Source organism: Streptomyces sp. NPDC002643 (assembly GCF_053592555.1).
Window position 1 is genome coordinate 58,710 of record NZ_JBSFVY010000039.1, and the last position, 18,769, is coordinate 77,478.

Genomic DNA, 18,769 nt, shown 5'->3' on the forward strand with positions numbered 1-18,769 from the left:
GGCTACGCCACGCAGAACTCGTTGCCCTCCGGGTCGCGCATGAGCCACCAATGGCCGGCCGGGCCTTTGTCGAACTCCTCGACGCGGGTGGCGCCCAGCGATTCCAGGCGGGCGACCAGCTCGTCCCGGCCGCCGGGACCGGAGTGGATGTCGATGTGGAGGCGGTCCTTGACGGTCTTGGGCTCCGGGACGTCCTGGAAGAGGAGGCGGCGGCCCTTGCCGATACCGGTGAAGGGGTCGTACGGGTCGTCGGGGTGGCGGACGGCGGCGTAGCCGCGGAAGACGCGGTGGCCGTCGTGTTCGCCCGCGGCGGCCTCGGGGAGGTCGCCGTCGGCGAGCAGACGGTTGATCAGCTCGCTGGGGTCCTCCACCACATAGCCCAGGGCGGTGGCCCAGAAATCGGCGAGTGGCTGGGCGTCCCGGGTGTCGATGACGAGTGTCCATTGCAGTGCGGCAGTCATGTAACCGGTTATATTGGTTACATGGTCTCGTCGTCCAGAACCCCGGCCCCGGAAGGCGTTCCGGGAGTGTCGGAAGCGTCGGCGGTGCCCGGAGCGCCGGACACCGCGCCGGGCATCCCGCTGCGGGCCCACTCCGGCAACGTCTACCGGTTCGACCCCGGCGCCCTCTGTCTGGAGCTGATCGTCACCGGCGGCCCCGGCGCCCTGGCCCGCCACGAGGTGCTGCACACCCCCGCCGATCTGCTGGACTGGGCCGGGAAGTCCCGCCTCTCACCCACGCCGACGGCACTCGACCTCACGGACGACGACGTCACCCGGGCCCGGCGGCTGCGCGACGCGCTGACCCGTACCTTCGTCTCCCGTGTCCATGGCGCCGGGCTGCCCGAGCTGGGCATCGAGGCGGCGGGACCCGCCGACCTCCGGATCGTCAACGAGACCGCCGCCTCACCGCCGCTCGCCCCCGCGCTCCACGAGGACGGCAGCCGGGGCTGGGCACCGGGCACGGCGACCGGCGCCCAGCTCATATCCACCGTCGCCCGCGACGCCATCGACCTGCTCACCGGCCCGTACGCCGAACGCCTCCGCATGTGCGCCGGTGAGCGCTGCTACCTCCTCTACGTCGACACCTCCCGCCCCGGCCGCCGCCGCTGGTGCTCGATGGAGCACTGCGGCAACCGCAACAAGGTCCGCGCCCACCGCGCCCGCCGGGCGGGGGAGCCGTAGAGCGCCCCACTCGCGCGACGGCGGAGCCGATCGACAACGGACAAGGAGTGATCCCCATGACCACGCGAACCACCGGACTCACCAAGGACGCCGGCTGGGAGATCGGGGTCACTCGTGCGGGTGATGGTGGTCGAAGGGGTGCGCGGGTGGGGAACGGGGTGGCTAGGTTCGCGGTATGTCTCGTTTCCGGATGTACCCGACGCCCGCGCGGGAAGAGCAGATGCTCACGCACTGTGCGCACGCCCGGTACGTCTGGAATCTCGCCGTCGAGCAGCATGCGCACTGGCGCGGGTGGCGCAAGTCCGCTCCCGGTTTCGTCGAGCAGTGCCGCCAGCTCACCGAGGCCCGGCGCGACAACGAGTGGCTCGGCTCGGGGAACGCCGACGTGCAGCAGCAGGCCCTCAAGGACTTCGCCAAGGCCAGGAAGGCCCGCTTCACCTCGGGCTTCGGTGAGCCGACCTGGCGCAGGAAGTTCCGTCATGAGGGCTTCCGGGTCATCGGCACCGACCGCGTACCCGAGTACGACGCGGACGGGTCGCCGAGGCTGAACGCGAAGACCGGCAAGCAGGTCATGGGCCGCTTCGTCGTCGTGCAGAAGCTCAACCGCAGATGGGCGCAGGTCAGGGTGCCCGGCTGCGGCTGGGTCCGCTTCCGCCTCAGCGTCAAGGGCAAGGGCGCGCTACCGCCCGAGGCGAAGACGTTCCGGGTCACCTTCCGCAACGGGCAGTGGCACATCGCCTTCGCCGTCATCCCCGAGCCGACCCCCGCGCCCGGCACGGGCGAGGTCATCGGTATCGACCGGGGCGTGACGATCACGGCGGCTCTGTCGGATGGCCGCACTCTGAACTGCCCGCAGCTCACCGTGAAGGAGCGCGCCCAGGTCCGCAAGCATCAGCGGCGTGCGGCACGGGCGAAGAAGGGCAGTCCCGAGAAGGCGGCCGAGTACGCGAAGGCCGCCAAGCTCAAGGCGCGGGAGGTGAACCGGCGCAAGGACTGGTGTGAGAAGGCCAGCACCATGCTCGCCCGCTCCTACGGCCTGATCCGGTTCGAGAAGCTGAACATCAGGAACATGACTCGCTCCGCGAAGGGAACCGTGGAGCGGCCCGGCAGGAACGTGGCGCAGAAGTCCGGCCTGAACCGGGCGATCCTCGCCCAGGGCTGGGGCCTGCTGCGGCAGCGTACAGAGCACAAGGCCCCCGGCCGGGTCCAGGACGTTCCCGCCCCCTACACCAGTCTGCGGTGCAGCGCGTGTGGATGGATCGACAAGAACTCGCGCAAGAGCCAAGCCGGGTTCGTCTGTTCCTCCTGCGGCTTCACCTGCAACGCGGACACCAATGCGAGTATCAACGTCGCGGCAGGACAGGGCCCGTCGATCCTGTCGTCGAAGGTACCGCGTCAGGCAGTGGGCGGCTGTCGGCGGGACTTCTCCTCGGCGAGCATGTGCAGGAAGCCGCGGACCCGCTGGATGCGGCCGGGGTCGAGTTCGACCACGATCGACTGCTCGCTGTCGGAGGGCTGGGCCCGGGCGATGAGGGTCCCGTCCGGTGCGAAGACCGCGCTGGCGCCGACGGTGGGGCGGTTGGGCGGGCCGCCGACGGGGTTGGCGAAGACGCTGTAGATCGTGTTCTCCAGTGCCCGGGCGGCCAGGTAGACGGCGGCGCGGTGCTCGGCGCCGGCGGCGAAGGCGCTCGGGCAGAGGTAGGCGTGGGCCCCCGACAGCGCCGTATGCCTGGCGTGCTCCGGGAAGGACATGTCGTAACAGATGCCCAGCCCGAGCCGCCAGTCGTCGACCCGCACCATGCCGTGACCGTGACCGTGACCGCCGCTCTCGCCCTCGCTGTCGCCGCCCCGGCCCGGGGTGAACAGCGCGGCCTCGTCCGACTGCCACAGGTGTTCCTTGTCGTAGACCACCGAGACCGTGGCGGACGGGTCGATCAGCACGGCGGAGTTGGTCAGCGTCCCGTCGGGTCTGCGGACGGCCGCGCCCGTCAGTACGGTCACGCCCAGGCGCGCGGCGGCGTCCACCAGGGGGTCCAGCCGTATGTCGGCCACGCGCTTCGCGTCGTCCGCCGCGATCGTGCCGCCGTCCCGGTCGGCGGTCAGGGCGTCCAAGTCGTAGGCGCACAGGTGGAGTTCGGGTAATACGGCCAGGCGCACCCCGGGTGTGGTGACGGTGTCGAGGAGGCTCGCCGCGCGACGGGCGTTGCCCTCGATGTCGCCGGCTTTCGCCCTGGCCTGCAGGACGGCCACCCGGAGAGGGGCTGAGGGGAGATCGCCGGTCATCGGCGGAGGGTCGTGCCGAGGCGGGCGTAACCGGGCCGGGCGCCGGGGCGTTCGACCTTGATCCTGCCGCCGGTGAGCCGTGCCGGGTCCACGGGGAGGGGGAGGTCGACGAGGAAGTCCCCGTACTCGGCGGAGGGGTGGCGGCCGAGGTCGACCGTCTCGCCGTCGGGCGTCAGCAGGCTGATGCGCCACTCGTCGGCCTCGTCGGCCCCGTCGGCCGCCGGGCCGGTCGCGGCGACCCGGAGCACCTCGTCCTCGACGAGTTGGGCGGTCGCCACGACGGCGGTGCGTCGCAGCGGTTCGCCCAGGGCGTGCATCCCGCCGTGCTTCACCAGGGGGCGACGGTTCTCCTCGGGGAGGTGGACGGCCACCACTTCGCCGACGTACATGGTGTGCACGGGGAACGGGACGGTCTCCCGCAGGACGCACTCCAGGCCGACCACACCGCCCTCGACCCAGGGGCTCTTCACGGCGCGCGGTTCACCGAAGGTGATCAGCTCGCTGGCGGTCTTGTCGATCGTCTCCACCGAGAAGCTGCCCGCGAAGTCCGCGATCTCCGGCTGGTCCTCCGAGCAGAGGGTGACGCTGAACTCCCCGATGCTCTCGATGAGTCCGCGCGAGGCGGAGCGGGGGCTGAGCACGACGGCCGCGTACAGCGGGTCCTTGTTGACGAAGTAGGCCCATTCCGCCGACATGACATTCACTTCGCTGTCGTGCCGGACCGATACGAGTCCGACCGTCGTCGTGGCCATTTTCCACAGTTGCGCGGGAATGTCCTGGGGCACGGCGCCGCCTCCGTCATGCGGTGGGAAGGAATTGCCAGTCAGTCTAACGCGTATGCGGCTGTCATTGTTTCGGCGATCCGGCCGACGAATACCGGCCATTGCGCTGCGTTTCGGCCGTCTTTTCCGGTGGTGCTCCAGGGCACTCCTCGACTTCGCAGATGCGCGCGCCCGCACCTTCATTAAACGTGTTCGGCTGTGATGTGCATCACGTGACATGGGGTTGTGTTCGCCGGTGAATCGTCGAAACATCGATGCGCTGCGCATGCATTCATTGCGCATCGATCGTGTCGTCGGAAGCGGGAGGGGGTGTCTCGAAATGAAGAAGCCGATTCGCCGCAACGTGCGCGACCTCAAGTAGTCGACCGTCCGGCCCGGGCCCGTCCTCGAATGGGCCCGGGCCGGGCCGGCGCATATGAATTCCCCGTATTCCTTGTGCGAGAAATCCGGAGAGGGCGGTCGTGGAGCTGACGGATCGCGTCATGAGAATCGTCTGGGTCGAGGGAGAGGGCCTGGTGGCGTCGGACTCCTTCGGCCGGGTCCACCTCCTCGACGAGGAACTGAGGGTGGTGCGCTCCTCCCCCCGCGTCCGGCAGGGGCGACCGCTGTACGGCCTGACGGTGGCTGATGGATGGGTGATCGGGCGGGACAGGATGGGGGCCGTGTTCCGCTGGTCCCTCGACACCCTGGACCTGGTGAACCGCCTCGACCCGGCGACCGTGTGCGACCCCGCCACGCTGATCGAGGGGGAGGAGCCGTCCCCGGTCAGCGCCCGGGGGATCGGTGTGTGGGACGGCCGGGTCTTCGTCACGGCCGGCTACCACCACCAGATGCTGGTGATCGACCTGGAGACCTTCGACGTACTGGAGGTCCGTCCCGGTCTGTTCGGGCACAGCCCCATGGAGTGGGCCTGCACCGAGCATCCGACGCTCCACGCGGTGTCGGACAAAGAGGGAAGCCTGCGCTTCGGCGATTTCACCGACCTGAATTTCCCGGACCATGTGAAGCTGGACGAAGGAAATATCCACCGGGTCCGTTACGACGCCCGGCACGACCGCTTCTGGTGCACCCAGGACTTCGGCGAGGGCGAGAACACCGACATCGCCAACGGCGTTGTCGTCGTCACCCCGGACGGCGCCAAGGAGGGCGAGGTTCTCTTCGCCCGGGACGATGTGGAGTTCGTCGCCTTCTCACCGGACTTCGGAAGGGCGTATTCCGGTGGCTTCGACGGCGAGCTGCATATCTTCGACAATTCCTCGCGGGAGTTGCGGATCGAGCGTACGGTGACCGGCTTCTCCCATCAGCTCTCCGATATCACGGTGACTCCCGCCGGCGATGTCTTCGTGCTGTGCCAGGACGGCGAGATCGTCAAGCTGACCGCCGACGGTTCCTTCGTCAAGGGCATGGGATTCCGTCGGCAGGCCGTCTGGGACATCCAGCCCTCGCTGGAGGACCCGTCCGTTCTCTACTGCGCCACCGACTCGGGAGTCGCGGTCGTCCAGGTCCATCAGTCCGCGACCGGACCCACCCTCCACCTCCTCGACGACCATGTGACCGGCCACGGCTTCACCCGCCGGATCGCCCCCGTCGAAGGCGGATGGATCGGCATCAGCAGGGACCGCCAGGTCTTCCGCCGCGACCGGAACGGCGAACAGCTCTGGCGCACGCCACTGCCGGAGGCCCTGCTGCACACCGTCAAGGTCTCCCCGGACGGTACGCGGGCCGTGGTGGCGAGCAACGCCCGCGCCACGGAACTGAGCACCGCCACCGGCGAGATCCTGGCGACCCGGAAAGTCGACGACCTGCCCGTGTGGACCGGCACCTATCTGCCGGACGGCGACCTCGTCCTCGGCACCCGCAACGGCGTCATCGCCGTCTTCGAACCCGGGCGGACCGAACCCAAGTGGCGCCTGGACCAGGGCCAGTACCCCAAGCGCATGTGGGCGCAGGACGGTTTCGTGTACGTCGTCGGGGAGGGCGGTCTCAAGGAGATCGAGATCGGCAGGGGCGTCACCCGCACCTGGCGGGACCTGCTGTCCAACACCCCCGAGAACGCGGTCGTCAACGAGGGCCTGGTCTGCGTCAGTTCCTACGGGATGCAGGTCGCCGCGTACACCTACGAGGACAACGACTTCGTGGGCTTCATGGAGGACATGCCCGACTACCCGAAGGCGCTGAGGATCGTCCGCGACGGTGCCGGGCGACCCCTCCTCCTCATCGGGTGCCGCACCGGCCTGCTGGCCCTCTACCGGTTGGACAAGCCGCCGGAGGACGGCACGTTCGCGAAACTGGAGGACACCTGGCTGCCCCGCAGGCGCGCCGCGTACACCCTCGTCCACCACGACATCGGCGTCAACTGATCGACTGGGCACATGACTTCATCGACTCCGGCCGACGTGGAGGCCGCCCCCTGGCGAGACCGCCGCTTCGTCGTCTTCGCTTCGGGGAACTTCCTCAACAACCTGGGTGAGGCCGCGTACAAGGTCGGGCTCCCCCTGTTCGTCTACGAGTTGACCGGCTCGCTCACCACGATGTCCCTGCTCGCGGCGCTCACCCCCGCCATGCTGCTGATCAGCCCCTGGCTGGGGGCGGCCGTCGACCGCTGGGGCCCGAGGGTGTTCGTCGTCCCCGGTCTGCTCGTGCAACTCGTCGGCGCGGTCTCCCTGAACCTGGCGGTGCTGGCGGACCACGCCGCCACCTGGCTGCTGTTCGCCTTCACCGCGGTGATCCAACTCGGCGGCGAGATGTACCGGATGGGCTGGATCACGGGCGTGCCCAGCATGTTCCCCGACAACGCGGCCCGCTCCCGGGCCGTGCTCAGCAGTCTGTTCGTGACGTCCAACATCGTCGGGCCGCTGCTGGTCGCCGCCGGGGTCGGACTCATCGGCTATCTGGGCCTGCTGTGGTTCAACGCCGCCACGTTCCTCGCGCCCATCGTGGTCTGGCTGATCGGCGTGCACCCCCCGGCCAAGGCGCCCACGCCCAGGGAGCGGCGGCCGGGCCTGGCCCGCTCGATCGCCGAGGGCTGGCGCGTCGTCAGGGCCGAGAAACGCGTGTGGTACGTCCAACTGACCTCCCTGCCCCTGCACTTCGTCAGCGGTATCGGAGTGCTGTCCTTCATGGTCTGGTACCTGCGCGACCACTGGGAGATCTCCGCCGGCGGCGTCAGCACCGCACAGGCGCTGGCCAACCTGGGGGCGTTGGCGGGCAGCGTCTATATCGCCGCCCGTGCGCGGACGCGTCCCCGGGCGGTCCTGGCCGCGTCCGCCACGGTGATGACCGCCGCCCTCTTCGTCATGGCGCTGCCCTCACCGTGGAGCTTCATGGCGTGCATGGTCGCGTTCTTCACCGTGCGCTCGGCGATGACGGCCGTCTCGGCGATGATCATCGTGAAGTATCTGCCGCCCGAGTTCGTGGGGCGGGCCGAGGGCCTGTTCAACCTCATCGGCGGCGCGGCCGTCCTGCTGGCCCCCCTGCTCATCCCGGTGGTGCAGCGGGCGGGGGGCAGCACCGCGGTCCTGGTCATGCTCGGCTCGGCCGCGGCGCTCTCCCTCGTCTGCCTGGCCCGCTTCTGGCCCCGATGGACCGACCACCCCGCGCCGGCGGCCACCACGTCCTCGACATACGAAGCCGCCAACCCGTAGAGCCGGCCACCAGCCCGTAGAGCCGGCCGCCGACCCGTAGATGGCGAGCGGCCGGCCACCTGCCTGCCACCGGTCGGCCGGTGGCCACCAGCCAGTGACCCAGCTCCCAAGGCCAAGGGATCGACTATGCGCACGATCGACCTGCCGGAGAACCCGTCGGGGCATGCCGCCCCCCTCACCCATGTGGCGTTCCGCGCCGATGGCTTACGCCTGGCGAGTGCCTCGTACGACGGCACTGTGATCGTCTGGGACACCAGCACACCCCGCCGTCCCGTCCTCCTGACCAGGCTCAGACATCGACGCCTCGTCAACTCCTCCGCGTGGAACCCGGTCGACCCCGCCCTCCTCGCCACCGCCTCCGCCGACAAGACCGCCGCCGTCTGGCGGGTGGCCGAGGACGGGGACAGCACCCTCGTCACCGTCCTGGCACGGCACACCGACGACATCAACTCGGTCGCCTGGATGCCCGACGGGCGCAGGCTCATCTGTGTGTCGGAGGACGGCCGCGCCACCGTGTGGGACACGGCCACCGGGGCCTTCCTCTACGAGATCGGCTCGCACACCGCGCACTGCATGATGGCGTCGGTGAGCGCCCGGGGACTGGTCGCCACCGTCGGCGAGGACGGCCTCGTCTCCGTGACGGCCCCCGACGACGACACCGAGCCCGTCACCCGCCGCTACGCCTCGTCCATCGAGGGCTGCTCCTGGTCGCACGACGGCACGGTCCTCGCGATCGCCCGGGACGACGGCACGGTCGAACTGCTCTCCACCGAGCTGAAGACCCTCGCCTCCCTCCAGGTCTCCCGGTCGGCGGCGCGCGGCGTGGAGTGGTCCGCCGACGACCGGACCCTCGTCATCGGCGCCTACGAAGGGGGCCTCCACTTCTACGACCGCTCCGGGACACGGCTCCGCCAGGTCGCCGACCCCCGGATCTGGCCGCGATCGGTCGCCACGGCCCACGGCGTCGTCGCCGCAGGCAGCTTCTGGGGCGAACCCCACCTGTTCGCACTGGAGGACGGCACCGAACTGCACGCGCCGACGACACCCACCCACGGCCCCAACGCCCTCGCCCGCAAGGGCCGTCACCTCCTCGTCGGCTGCGACTCCGGCGCGGTCGTGGCCCTCGACCCCGACGACCCCTCGGCGCCCCCGCAGACGCGCCGGATGGCCGACGGACCCGTTCTCTCCCTGGCGGTACGCGGCGACGTCATCTACGCCGGGACCTACGACGGACGAGTCATCGCCTGGACGGGCGGACCCCACGACGGCGTACGCACGGTGGGCGAGCCACTGGGCGCGCCGGTGCCGTCCCTCTGCCTGGACGGCGGCGTCCTCGTGGCCGGCACCTACAACGGCGAACTGGTCGCACTCGACCCCGACACCCTCGACGTCATCGACACCCAGGACGCCCACGGCGGATCGGTCAAGTCCCTCACCTCCCTCGGACGCCCCGGCTTTCTGTCCGCGGCCACCGACCGCACGGTGGCCTCCGGCGCGTACGGCGACCGGGTCACCCTCTGGGAACACGGCAACCTGGTCAACGCCGTCGCCCAACTCGACGGGGCCGTGGCCGCCAGCGCTTCACGCGACCACACCGTGAAGGTGGGCCGACTGCTCACCGGACAGCAGGGCGACCTCAGCGCCCCCCTCTGCCAGGACCGCGCGATCGCCGTCCAGACCCTGCTAGGCCCGGACGAGTCCGTCAAATGCGTCGGCCTGCTGGGCACCCCCGACCATCCCGTGGTGCTGGCCGGCTCCTACGACTTCGGCCTGTACGCCTGGGAGATCGACTGGTCGGACAGCGCCGCCACACTCGCCTCCGGCCGGGTCGTCGACGAGTTCGGACAGGGACTGTCCTGCATGCTCGCCTGGGACCGCGACCGCGTCGTGGCCGCCGCCTGGGACGGCCGGATCGCCCTGGTCGGCCGCACCCCCGGGTCGGTGGACGCGGTGGGTGTGCTCGCCTCGATCCGCCTCCACGAGATCCTGACGGTGGCCGTATGACGGGCGTGACGACGTCCGGTGGCACGGGCGTTGCGACGAACAAGGCGGCCCTCCGCGCCAGGGTGGACATCGTCCTGGGCCGGGCCGCCGGACGCCGTGCCGAGCTGGTGACCTTCGACGGACTCTCCGACGGCGCCGAACACGTGGTGTGCCTCGTACCGCCGCCTCCCGGTGCGACGACGTCCCGCGCCATGGCCCCCGCCCCCGCCCCCCTCGTACGTCTGCACAGCGAGTGCCTGACCGGGGACGTCTTCGGCTCGGCCCGGTGCGACTGCGGCCCCCAACTCGACGAGGCCCTCGAACGCGTCGCCGCCGAGGGAGGCGCCGTGGTCTACCTGCGGCAGGAGGGCCGCGGCATAGGCCTCTACAACAAGCTGGACGCGTATCTCCTCCAGGACCAGAACATCGATACCTTCGAGGCCAACCGGCGTCTGGGGCGCGGCGCCGACGAACGTGACTACGCCGACGCCGCGGCCATGCTCCTCGCCCTCGGCCTCTCCCGTATCCGGCTGCTCACCAACAACCCCGACAAGGTGGATCAACTGCGGACCCTGGGCATCGATGTGGAGAAGGTCGTCCCCACCGGTGTGCACGTCACCCACGAGAACCTCCGCTATCTGCAGGCGAAGGCGCGCCTCGGGGGCCATCGGCTGACCGGGCTGCCCGACCGGACGGCCGACTTCACCGACACCCCCTCCGACCCGAAGGAGACCCAGGCGTGAGGCTCGCCGACGTCCCCCATTCGCCCCACTTCAAGGAGCACGCCGACCTCGCCGAGCCCCGACGCGTGCCCGGGCTCGGCGAGGGCCGGTTCGGACGCGTGCCCGGGTCCGGCCCCGGCGCGCAGAACCCGTACGGCACCGACCCGAACCCGTACGGCGCCGACCCGGCGGGCCTCGTCGCCACGGTGGAGGACCCGGACGTCCCCCTGCCCGACCGGCTGGCCGCCGGGAGCCTGCTCGGTCTGATCGGCGACCCCCGCATCGGCCTCGTACCGCACACCGTCCACGTCCCGGCGTCCACCGCCCCGATCGGCCTGCCCGAGAGCGAGGTGGGACCGGTCACCCGCGCCTGGGCGCACGTGGGCGTCGAGGAGGAGTGGATCGCCAAGGAGACCCCGCCGCACACCGTCGAACTCGCCGACTTCTGGCTCGCCGTGTATCCGGTGACCAACGGCGAGTACGCGCGCTTCCTGCGGGAGACGGGCCATGACCACCGGCCCACCACCTGGTACCTGGGGGCCTGCCCCTGGGACCGCGCGAACCATCCGGTCGCCGGGGTCCGGGCCGAGGAGGCCGACCGGTACGCCGCCTGGCTGACCTCCGTGACCGGCCATCCCTGGCGGCTGCCCACCGAGGCCGAGTGGGAGTACGCCGCCAAGGGGCCCGAAGGGCTGGCGTTCCCCTGGGGCGAGGAGTTCGACGCCGACGCGGCCAACACCCGTGAGAGCGGCGTCCACACCACCACACCGGTGGGCGCCTTCCCGAAGGGCCGGTCCCCGTTCGGCGCCCATGACATGGGCGGCAACGTCGAGGAGTACGTCTCCGACAGCTATGTGCCCTACCCCGGCGGCCCTTTCGTGGACGACCATCTCGTGCAGACCATGGGCACCTACCGGGTCGCCCGCGGCGGCAGCTTCTGCCGCTTCGGCGACCTCACCCGCACCCGCCGCCGCCACGGCGCCTTCCCCGGCCCGCTGTACCCCGTGGGCTTCCGACTGGCCACGGGCGAACGACCGGGGCCCGCGCGCGGCGGATCATGAGTCTCCGGTAGGACTGATATGCCCAAGGGCAGCTTGCCGTCCGGGCCGGCGGGTGCCGAGGCCCGCCCCGGGGTCCCGGCCGGGCCGGGCCCGGTGGGATGGGCCGCCTCGGCGAGCACGACGGCTGCCTCGACGACCCCGAGCAGCGGATCACATGGGTGGAGCCCCGGCTACCCGACGCCACGATCTGAGTCACCACAACGTCACCACAACGCCCCCAGTCACGGTCATCACTGCCGTGGCTGGGGCGCTTCGTCATGCCCGGAGGGGTCAGTGCAGCGCCTCAATAGCCTTCAGGATCAGGGTCCGCGCCTCGGCGCCGTGCACCGCGAGTTCTCTGAGCCGCGTGAACGCCCGCAGGTAGAGGTCCAGTTCTCCAGGCGCCGTGACCGTCACCTTCGCGGCGAGCAGTTCCACGTGGACCCGCACGTCATCGAAGACCGTGAACTGTTCCAGGGGCCACATGATCTGTTCCCGAGAGGCCGCAGCGGGAATGATCCCCAGCGAAATAGACGGGAGCGCCATGGAGGCGAGCAGGCTGCCCAGTTGGCCGGCCATCACATCCGTATCCCCGACCCTGTGGCGGAGCACGTCCTCCTCGATGAGCGTCGCGAAGCGGTGGTCTCCTTCGTGGACGACGCGTGAGCGGCGCATGCGGGCCTCGACCGCGTCGCCCACGTCGTCGGGAGTGCCGCGGAACGCCGCGATGGTCCCCATGAGGGCGGTCGCGTAGCCGGGCGTCTGCAGGTAGCCGGGGACGATATGGGAGGCGTACACGCGGAAGAGACGGGTGCGCTCGTACAGGGGCGTCGATGCCTCCTGAAGGTGCTTCATGCCGGTGCGCTGGAGCCGCTTCCACTGGACGTACATGGAGTCGGCTTGCCGGTTGGCCGCGATCAGGTCCTCGGCCTGGCTTCCCGCGTCGCAGGCCGAGCACCAGGCCCGGATGTCCGCGTCCGACGGGGCCGTGACCGCATTCTCGATCCGGGACGACTTGGCGACGGACCAGCGGCAGCGCTTCGCCAGTTCCTTACCGGTGATGCCTGCGTCCAGCCGCAGCTCTCGCAGGCGCCCCGCGAGAGCTGCGCGCGCTTCCTGCATGCTGGACGTGGGAAAGAGGGGCATGTCGGGTTACTTGACCTCGTACTCGTCGTGCGGGATGGCGCGCTCCCAGATCTTCTCGAACGCGTCAGAGGACATCCGCACAATGCTGGGATCGTCGAGAAGTTCCTTGGCCTCCCAGGCCCCGTCGCCTGAGAAGTGATGTACGCGGATCAGCCGGTCGTCGAAGATCCAGAAGTCACAACCGGGCATCAGAAGGTCCGCCGTGTGCTGCCGGGGCAGCCACCGCACTTCCTCGCCCGCCTCGACGTTGGCCCGGGTGACGTAGTGCTCCCAGCGGATGTAGTCGGTCACGGGCTCCGAGACGATCCTGGCACGCCGGACAAGCACACCTCGGGCGACGGCGTTCGCGATCTGCTGGTGGAAGGGTCGCCACCAGGAAGAGCGGTCATCCCAGTTGGTGCGCTGCCCCTGCTGCCAGGCCTCGAAGCGAGGGTTGCTGTAGTAGACATCCCGCATCTCCAGGTGGACCGCCGACTGTTCTGTGCCGGCGAGGAGTTCATCGAACTCCGGGATCGAGCTCATCGCACGCCTTCCTGATGATCGGAATCATCCGCTTGGGAACCCTGATGACGGTTTCGGTGGGCGGGATCGGAGCCCGTGCCGGAGACAGCTCGTCACAGCGCACAGTTGACTCCTCGTCGGCCTTGTAGCTCTGGATCAGCAGGTCTGCCGTATCCGTGTCCACCCATACCGTTGGGCATCCATCGTCGTCCGTGTCGGGGTCGATCCCAACGAACCGAATGTTCATGACGGCTGGCCTTCCGAGCTAGTTGGTTGCAGTGATTTACACCACCGTCATGCTCTGGAGTCTCACCGTCAAGGGCGCGTACTGGCTACGACCTCTGCACCTCAATTGCCGTGTAATTCGGTGCAACTTCGTGGCGGCTGCGAGCGCCAGTCCCTAGCGTCGGCACGTATGACAAACCCCGGCGGTGCGTGAACACCCCGGGGCGCGGCCCACGCTGTAGAGGAGCGCAGACATTGACAACTTCTACCACCCGCCCGCCCCGGCAGACCACGATGGGGCCACCGCCCCTCCTTGGCCTTCCGCCTGAGGAGCCGAAGCCGCCGGCCGACTGTGAGGCGTGTGCCGCCCTGGTCCGGCAACGCTCCGAGGCCCGCGCGGAGGGCGACTGGTCGCGGGTGTCGGACATGAACGTCTTGATCCGCCGCCATCACCCGCCGCGCCGGAAGCAGAGGCGGTGACCGTGTACGCGCCGGCCGTTGGCGACACCGTCGAGGACACCGCCGTCAGACGAGTCGGCAGGGTCATGGGATTCGTGGGCCCGTTCGTGCAGCTGCGGCCGGTCGACGGCGGCCTGGAGTGGGACGCCGAGCCGGGCGGCCTCCGGTGCCTCACCCGCGCCGAGGCCCTGAGCGCGAGCGTGGCAGCGGCCAACGCCCGGTCGCGAGGTGAGCGCGCGTGAGCCCGCCCCCCGGTCGAGGCCGCGTACGTCGTGATGGTCGCGCACAGCGCCGCATGCCTGGAGTGCCGGAAGTACCGCGACAAGGAGGGGAAGTCCACGGGCCAGTGCCCGGAACTCGACGCCCTGGAGACGGAGTACTACCGGACACGGCGCGAGGCCCGCGCTGAACCGGGCGGCTGAGTTCCTGTCGTCGGCCTCCCCAGAACCGGCTGGGCGGCAGGCGTCGTCCGCGTGCCGTAGCGGGCGACAACTCCCGTCCGCCCCTGCACCCCGTGAGCTCATCGGGGGCGGGCGGGACGCACCACGCACGTCCGCAGCACCACCCACTCAAGGAGGCAACGCACATGACAACGATGCAGGAACGCCCGACGAGCGACGTGCGCAGGCTGCTCGGAGCAGAGATGCGGGCAACCCTCGTATCCAACATGACCGACAAGTTCCCGCAGTTGACCGAGGAGAAGGCGGACCGAGGCGTCGGGCAGATGCTTGCCTTCCTCGCCGCCTGCGACTACGCCGACCGGCCGCTCAGCCCCTCGCCGCTCGTCGACGACTTCTGGCACGCCTTCCTGCTCCACACCAATGCGTACCAGGAGTTCTGCGAGAAGACGTTCGGCCGGTTCCTGCACCACCAGCCCGGGTTCCTCGACAAGGAGGAGCACGGCGGAGGCAAGGCGCTGCGCGCCCGGACCGTCGACGCGATCACCCTCGCCGGGTACGAGATCGACATGGAGTTCTGGCCCGAGCTGGACCTCGCGGACTGCTCGCAGTGCCACGCGAACTGCTCGGACAGCCCGAACCACCCGTAGCCGTCGCCCCCTGACCGGCCCTCGGCCTGTGCCACGCTGTGGTCAGGCCGGGGGCCTTCCCGTTTCGCTCGACCCGACACTGGAGACCGCGGTGGACCGCATCGAATGGCATGACCTACCGGCACCGACCCGGGCCGCCGTCGAACGGCGCACAGGTCCGGTCGCAACGGCCGAGACCGCGCCGCACGGCGTCATGTCCCGTCTCGCCTGCACCATCCACACACCATCGGGTCGAGTGTTCATCAAGGGCACCCGGCACGACGACCCACAGGCATGGGTGTACCGCCACGAAGCCCGGGTCACGCGATGCGCACCCCTCGCGCCCGCCGTGCTGTGGGAGGTCGACGCCGGCGCTTGGCTGCTCTACGGGTACGAGTACATCGACGGCCGGCACCCGGACCTGACCCCAGGGTCCGACGATCTCGCCCCTCTGGTGCGCACACTCACCGTCATGTCCGAGGCGCCGTGGCCCGAGGCACTGAACAAAAAGCCGCTTCACACACGGTGGACCGAGTTCCTGCCCGAGGACGTGCCGCCCGGACTGCAGGGCCGAGGACTCGCCCATACGGACATGTCCCCGCACAACATGCTGGTGGTCCCCGGTGGCAACCTCTTGCTCCTGGACTGGGCCCTTTCCTGCCCCGCCCCCGCGTGGGCGGACACCGCCCTGACGATCCCCCGGCTCATCGCCGCCGGCCACACACCGGAGCAGGCCGAGACGATCGCCTGGCAGGTCCCCTCATACCGTGCGGCCGACTCTGCCACCGTCACGACATTCGCGCGCACCGTCCACAGCGCGTGGGAGAACTGGGAGCGCACACGCCCGATGCCCCACAGGGCTGCCCTCACCACCGCCGCCCGGAAGTGGATGACGTATCGCGACGACTGTCCCGTGCAGCTCACCCACCCCCCACCATCGGAGGGGCCACCACACTTCCGCAGGTGAAATCGTTCCTCCGCCAAATGGCTTCGACGGGGCGGGGGACTCGAACCCGCTCCCGGCGGATCATGATTCCGTCGTGCTCGGGTCCACCGTCGCCTGGTGGGCCTCGGCGAGATGTTCCTCGGCCTTCAGCCAGGGCAGGAACTGGGCTCCCTTGCGCCAGCCGCAGGTGTCGCATCTGATCGTGCGCTGCACTCCCGAGCGCTGGACGCGCACGGTGTGCTCGCGTCCGTGCTGATCCCAGCGGGTCACCTTGCTTGTGTTGATCTCCAGCATGACGTCTCCAGTCGATTCCGGTCGACGGTCCGCTTCCGGCCGATGGCCCGCTCGCGGGTGACGGCCCGTGCGCAGTGTGGCGCAAGAGCAACATCAACAGGGCACGTAGGGCGATGAGTTGTGCCACTGTGCCCGCTGTTCGCGACGATGTTTGCGAGGATGTTGGCGAAAATCGTCCGGCGGAAAAGGAACACAATGATCGGGACCGTCTTCCGTAGCGAGGACGTACCGGCCGGGGACAGATTCGAGCAGTGGCGGACCATCGTCTGCGAGACCCGGTCACCCTGCGAAGTCATCAGTTCCCACAGCGCCGACTTCTGGACGGAAGGGCGCGTGATGCGGTTGGGGCAGGTGACGCTGTGGCCGACGTCGTTCCTGCCGACCCGCTTCAGACGGAGCCAGAAGCTGGTGCGCCGACACGACCCCGAGGTGTATCACCTGACGCTGATGGTGACCGGAGACATGGCGCTCGACCACGCCGGACGGTCCGGTGTCTTCGGCCCGCGCAGCCTGCACCTGGCCGACAGTTCACAGCCGTACGACCTTCAGCCCCGCGACCTCCGTCCCGGCCGCGTCCTGCGGGGCGTGGGCGTCGACCTGCCCAAGGAACTGCTTCCCCTGCCGACGCACCGAGTACGGGAGTTGCTGTGCCGCAACGTGCCGGAGCGGACCGGGCCGGGCATGCTGTTGACGGACCTGCTCGCCGGACTGGAGCGGCAGGCCGACTTCCTCCAGCCGGCCGACGGGCCCCGCCTCGGCACGGTCGTGCTCGACATGGTGTCGGCCTGGTGCGCCCATCTGCTGGAGGCCGAGGCCGTGTTGCCCCCGGAGACCCGGCAACTGGTCATGGCGCGACGCATCCGGGCTTTCATCGGCCAGAACCTGCACGATCCCGAACTGACCCCCTCGGCCATCGCCGCCGCGCACCACATCTCGCTCAGCTATCTTCACCGCGTCTTCCAACAGCAGAGCCGGGGCGAGACAGTCGGCGCCTTCATCCGCCGCCGACGCCTCGAAGCCACCCACCGCGACCTCGCCGACCCCGCCCTGCGCGCCACCCCCATCCACACCGTCGCCGCCCGCTGGGGCATCCCCCGCCCCTCCGACTTCACCCGCTCCTTCCGCGCCGTGTACGGGCTGTCGCCCAGCGAACACCGATCCCGGGCCCTCTCCGAAGAGCAGCCGACGCGGCCACGGCCGTGATGGGTACGCGACGGCAGGACGGTGCGCGCGGATCGTCAGGCGGGGTGGTCGTAACCCGGGTGTCGTCGATCAGGCCCACGGGCGGGGCAGCCTCGGCTTGGGGGCTCCGTGCTACGGGCCGACCGCCGCGCCGTCCCGGACGTCCGCCCGGTCCGCCGTCGCCAGCCGCCCGGCCGACCGATCGGCGGTCCGCCGGGCCCAGGCCCCGGTCGTCAGCGCGCCCAGGGCGAGTACGGCCAGGCCGCATCCGGTGATGATCCACCAGGCGGGGCGGGCCGCCGAGGTGAACGCGTCGGCGTACGAGGACGTGCCCACGCCCGCCGCCAGGACCGCGCCGATCACCGCGACCCCGAGGGTCTGGCCGATCTGGCGGCTGGTGGAGGCGACGGCCGCCGCGACGCCCGCCTGGGCGCGGGGCATACCGGAGACCGCCGTGTTGGTGATCGGCGCGTTCACGAAGCCGAAGCCGAGGCCGAACAGGACGTAGCCGAGGATCAGGGTGGTGTTCGAGGTCTGGCCCTCGAACACCGCGAACAGGACGCCGCACGTGGTCATCGACACCCCGGCGACCAGCAGCGGCAGCCGGGGCCCACGGCTGCCGACCAGCCGGCCGGCGAGCGGGGCGCAGACGAAGCAGGGGAGGGCCATCGGCAGCATCCACAGGCCCGCGTCCAGCGCGCCCAGGCCGCGTACGTTCTGCAGATACAGCACCGACAGGAAGAGGAAGCCGCCGAGCGCCGCGAACGCGCTGATCGCGATCACCGTCGCCCCACTGAACGGCACCGAGCGGAAGAACCGCAGGTCGATGAGGGGTTCGGCGCGGCGGGGCTCGTACCAGAGGAGTCCGGCCAGCGATGTGAGCGCGATGGCGGCGAAGAGCGCCACCTCCGCCGCCGGGGCCGTCGGCGCCTCGATGATCGCGTACGTCAGCGAACCGAGCAGCGCCATGACCAGGAGCTGTCCGACGGGGTCGGGGCGGCGGGCCTTCGGAGCGCGGGACTCGGGGACGTAACGCCAGGTCAGCAGGAGGGCGGCGAGGCCGACGGGGAGGTTGATCCAGAAGATCGAGCGCCAGCCGACCGAGTCCACCAGCAGCCCGCCGATCAGCGGCCCGGCGGCGAAGGAGAGCCCGACCACACCGCCCCACACCCCGATCGCGCGGGCGCGTTCACGGGGGTCGGTGAAGACATTGGTGATGATCGACATCGCGACCGGGTTCAGCTCCCCCAGTGCCTTAAGGCGTCGTCTCATTTGGTGAGTCTGCGGTAGCAGATGAGGCTGCAGGCGATGGCGGTGAAGGCCAGGAAGTGTTCGGCCTTGCGTTCGTAGC

The 18,769-nt window shown here is 70.1% G+C and carries 19 protein-coding genes and 1 pseudogene; 12 read left to right on the forward strand and 8 right to left on the reverse strand.

Annotated elements, in window-relative coordinates; translation table 11 throughout:
• Positions 1 to 2: 2 nt before the first annotated feature.
• Positions 3 to 461: a VOC family protein gene (locus tag ACWD4G_RS38815; protein WP_451302173.1), complete on the reverse strand. Its 459-nt coding sequence runs from the start codon at positions 459 to 461 to the stop codon at positions 3 to 5.
• Between the two features lie 66 nt (positions 462 to 527).
• On the opposite strand from ACWD4G_RS38815, the gene ACWD4G_RS38820 reads away from it, so the two are divergent.
• Together ACWD4G_RS38820 and ACWD4G_RS38825 are read left to right on the forward strand one after the other, a co-directional pair.
• Positions 528 to 1,184 (forward strand): CGNR zinc finger domain-containing protein, encoded by a 657-nt coding sequence (locus ACWD4G_RS38820; RefSeq protein WP_451302175.1) that lies wholly within the window; start codon positions 528 to 530, stop codon positions 1,182 to 1,184.
• 175 nt (positions 1,185 to 1,359) lie between these two features.
• Positions 1,360 to 2,802: an RNA-guided endonuclease InsQ/TnpB family protein gene (locus ACWD4G_RS38825; RefSeq protein WP_451302177.1), complete on the forward strand. Its 1,443-nt coding sequence runs from the start codon at positions 1,360 to 1,362 to the stop codon at positions 2,800 to 2,802.
• Here ACWD4G_RS38825 and ACWD4G_RS38830 read toward each other — a convergent pair.
• Together ACWD4G_RS38830 and ACWD4G_RS38835 are read right to left on the reverse strand one after the other, a co-directional pair.
• A pseudogene (locus ACWD4G_RS38830) lies at positions 2,697 to 3,467 on the reverse strand (carbon-nitrogen hydrolase family protein); the annotation flags it as partial. The gene ACWD4G_RS38825 and the pseudogene ACWD4G_RS38830 overlap by 106 nt on opposite strands.
• Positions 3,464 to 4,252, reverse strand: coding sequence for a flavin reductase family protein (locus ACWD4G_RS38835; protein ID WP_451302179.1), 789 nt, complete (start codon positions 4,250 to 4,252; stop codon positions 3,464 to 3,466). The gene ACWD4G_RS38835 and the pseudogene ACWD4G_RS38830, both read right to left, overlap by 4 nt.
• A gap of 479 nt (positions 4,253 to 4,731) precedes the next feature.
• Here ACWD4G_RS38835 and ACWD4G_RS38840 point away from each other — a divergent pair, with 479 nt between their 5' ends.
• The 5 genes from ACWD4G_RS38840 (at position 4,732) to ACWD4G_RS38860 (ending at position 11,659) form a co-directional block, all read left to right on the forward strand.
• Positions 4,732 to 6,609, forward strand: a complete 1,878-nt coding sequence (locus ACWD4G_RS38840; protein WP_451302181.1) for a WD40 repeat domain-containing protein — start codon at positions 4,732 to 4,734, stop codon at positions 6,607 to 6,609.
• A 12-nt stretch (positions 6,610 to 6,621) separates the two neighbouring features.
• Positions 6,622 to 7,893, forward strand: a complete 1,272-nt coding sequence (locus tag ACWD4G_RS38845; protein WP_451302183.1) for an MFS transporter — start codon at positions 6,622 to 6,624, stop codon at positions 7,891 to 7,893.
• 126 nt (positions 7,894 to 8,019) lie between these two features.
• The gene (locus ACWD4G_RS38850; RefSeq protein WP_451302185.1) at positions 8,020 to 9,897 is read left to right on the forward strand and encodes a WD40 repeat domain-containing protein; all 1,878 of its coding nucleotides are present in this window, start codon (positions 8,020 to 8,022) and stop codon (positions 9,895 to 9,897) included.
• Complete coding sequence (gene ribA, locus ACWD4G_RS38855; RefSeq protein WP_451302187.1) at positions 9,894 to 10,619, forward strand: GTP cyclohydrolase II RibA; 726 nt, start codon at positions 9,894 to 9,896, stop codon at positions 10,617 to 10,619. Before ACWD4G_RS38850 ends, ribA begins: the two co-directional genes overlap by 4 nt.
• Positions 10,616 to 11,659: a formylglycine-generating enzyme family protein gene (locus ACWD4G_RS38860; RefSeq protein ID WP_451302189.1), complete on the forward strand. Its 1,044-nt coding sequence runs from the start codon at positions 10,616 to 10,618 to the stop codon at positions 11,657 to 11,659. The genes ribA and ACWD4G_RS38860 overlap by 4 nt, the downstream gene beginning before the upstream one ends.
• Positions 11,660 to 11,929: 270 nt before the next feature.
• Here the strand turns inward: ACWD4G_RS38860 and ACWD4G_RS38865 are convergent, their stop codons facing one another.
• The 3 genes from ACWD4G_RS38865 to ACWD4G_RS38875 are packed head-to-tail and all read right to left on the reverse strand — an operon-like array spanning position 11,930 to position 13,532.
• A complete protein-coding gene (locus ACWD4G_RS38865) occupies positions 11,930 to 12,784 on the reverse strand; it encodes a helix-turn-helix domain-containing protein (RefSeq protein WP_451302191.1) in 855 nt (284 codons plus the stop codon).
• A gap of 6 nt (positions 12,785 to 12,790) precedes the next feature.
• Positions 12,791 to 13,306, reverse strand: a complete 516-nt coding sequence (locus tag ACWD4G_RS38870; protein WP_451302193.1) for a DUF6879 family protein — start codon at positions 13,304 to 13,306, stop codon at positions 12,791 to 12,793.
• Positions 13,281 to 13,532, reverse strand: a complete 252-nt coding sequence (locus ACWD4G_RS38875) for a hypothetical protein (RefSeq protein ID WP_451302195.1) — start codon at positions 13,530 to 13,532, stop codon at positions 13,281 to 13,283. Before ACWD4G_RS38875 ends, ACWD4G_RS38870 begins: the two co-directional genes overlap by 26 nt.
• Positions 13,533 to 13,986: 454 nt before the next feature.
• Here ACWD4G_RS38875 and ACWD4G_RS38880 point away from each other — a divergent pair, with 454 nt between their 5' ends.
• The 4 genes from ACWD4G_RS38880 to ACWD4G_RS38895 all read left to right on the forward strand — a co-directional run bounded on the left by ACWD4G_RS38880 (position 13,987) and on the right by ACWD4G_RS38895 (position 15,963).
• Positions 13,987 to 14,211 (forward strand): hypothetical protein, encoded by a 225-nt coding sequence (locus tag ACWD4G_RS38880; protein ID WP_451302196.1) that lies wholly within the window; start codon positions 13,987 to 13,989, stop codon positions 14,209 to 14,211.
• A 33-nt stretch (positions 14,212 to 14,244) separates the two neighbouring features.
• Positions 14,245 to 14,391, forward strand: a complete 147-nt coding sequence (locus ACWD4G_RS38885) for a hypothetical protein (RefSeq protein ID WP_451302198.1) — start codon at positions 14,245 to 14,247, stop codon at positions 14,389 to 14,391.
• 164 nt (positions 14,392 to 14,555) lie between these two features.
• Entirely contained in the window at positions 14,556 to 15,017 is a 462-nt protein-coding gene (locus tag ACWD4G_RS38890; protein WP_451302200.1) for a glycine-rich domain-containing protein, read from the forward strand.
• A gap of 91 nt (positions 15,018 to 15,108) precedes the next feature.
• Positions 15,109 to 15,963, forward strand: coding sequence for a hypothetical protein (locus ACWD4G_RS38895; protein WP_451302202.1), 855 nt, complete (start codon positions 15,109 to 15,111; stop codon positions 15,961 to 15,963).
• A 60-nt stretch (positions 15,964 to 16,023) separates the two neighbouring features.
• On the opposite strand, the gene ACWD4G_RS38900 is transcribed toward ACWD4G_RS38895, so the two are convergent.
• Positions 16,024 to 16,236 (reverse strand): hypothetical protein, encoded by a 213-nt coding sequence (locus tag ACWD4G_RS38900; protein ID WP_451302204.1) that lies wholly within the window; start codon positions 16,234 to 16,236, stop codon positions 16,024 to 16,026.
• Between the two features lie 195 nt (positions 16,237 to 16,431).
• On the opposite strand from ACWD4G_RS38900, the gene ACWD4G_RS38905 reads away from it, so the two are divergent.
• Positions 16,432 to 17,439 (forward strand): helix-turn-helix domain-containing protein, encoded by a 1,008-nt coding sequence (locus ACWD4G_RS38905; protein ID WP_451302206.1) that lies wholly within the window; start codon positions 16,432 to 16,434, stop codon positions 17,437 to 17,439.
• Positions 17,440 to 17,550: 111 nt separating this feature from the next.
• Here ACWD4G_RS38905 and ACWD4G_RS38910 read toward each other — a convergent pair whose 3' ends face one another.
• The gene (locus ACWD4G_RS38910) at positions 17,551 to 18,690 is read right to left on the reverse strand and encodes an MFS transporter (RefSeq protein WP_451302208.1); all 1,140 of its coding nucleotides are present in this window, start codon (positions 18,688 to 18,690) and stop codon (positions 17,551 to 17,553) included.
• Between the last annotated feature and the right edge of the window lie 79 nt (positions 18,691 to 18,769).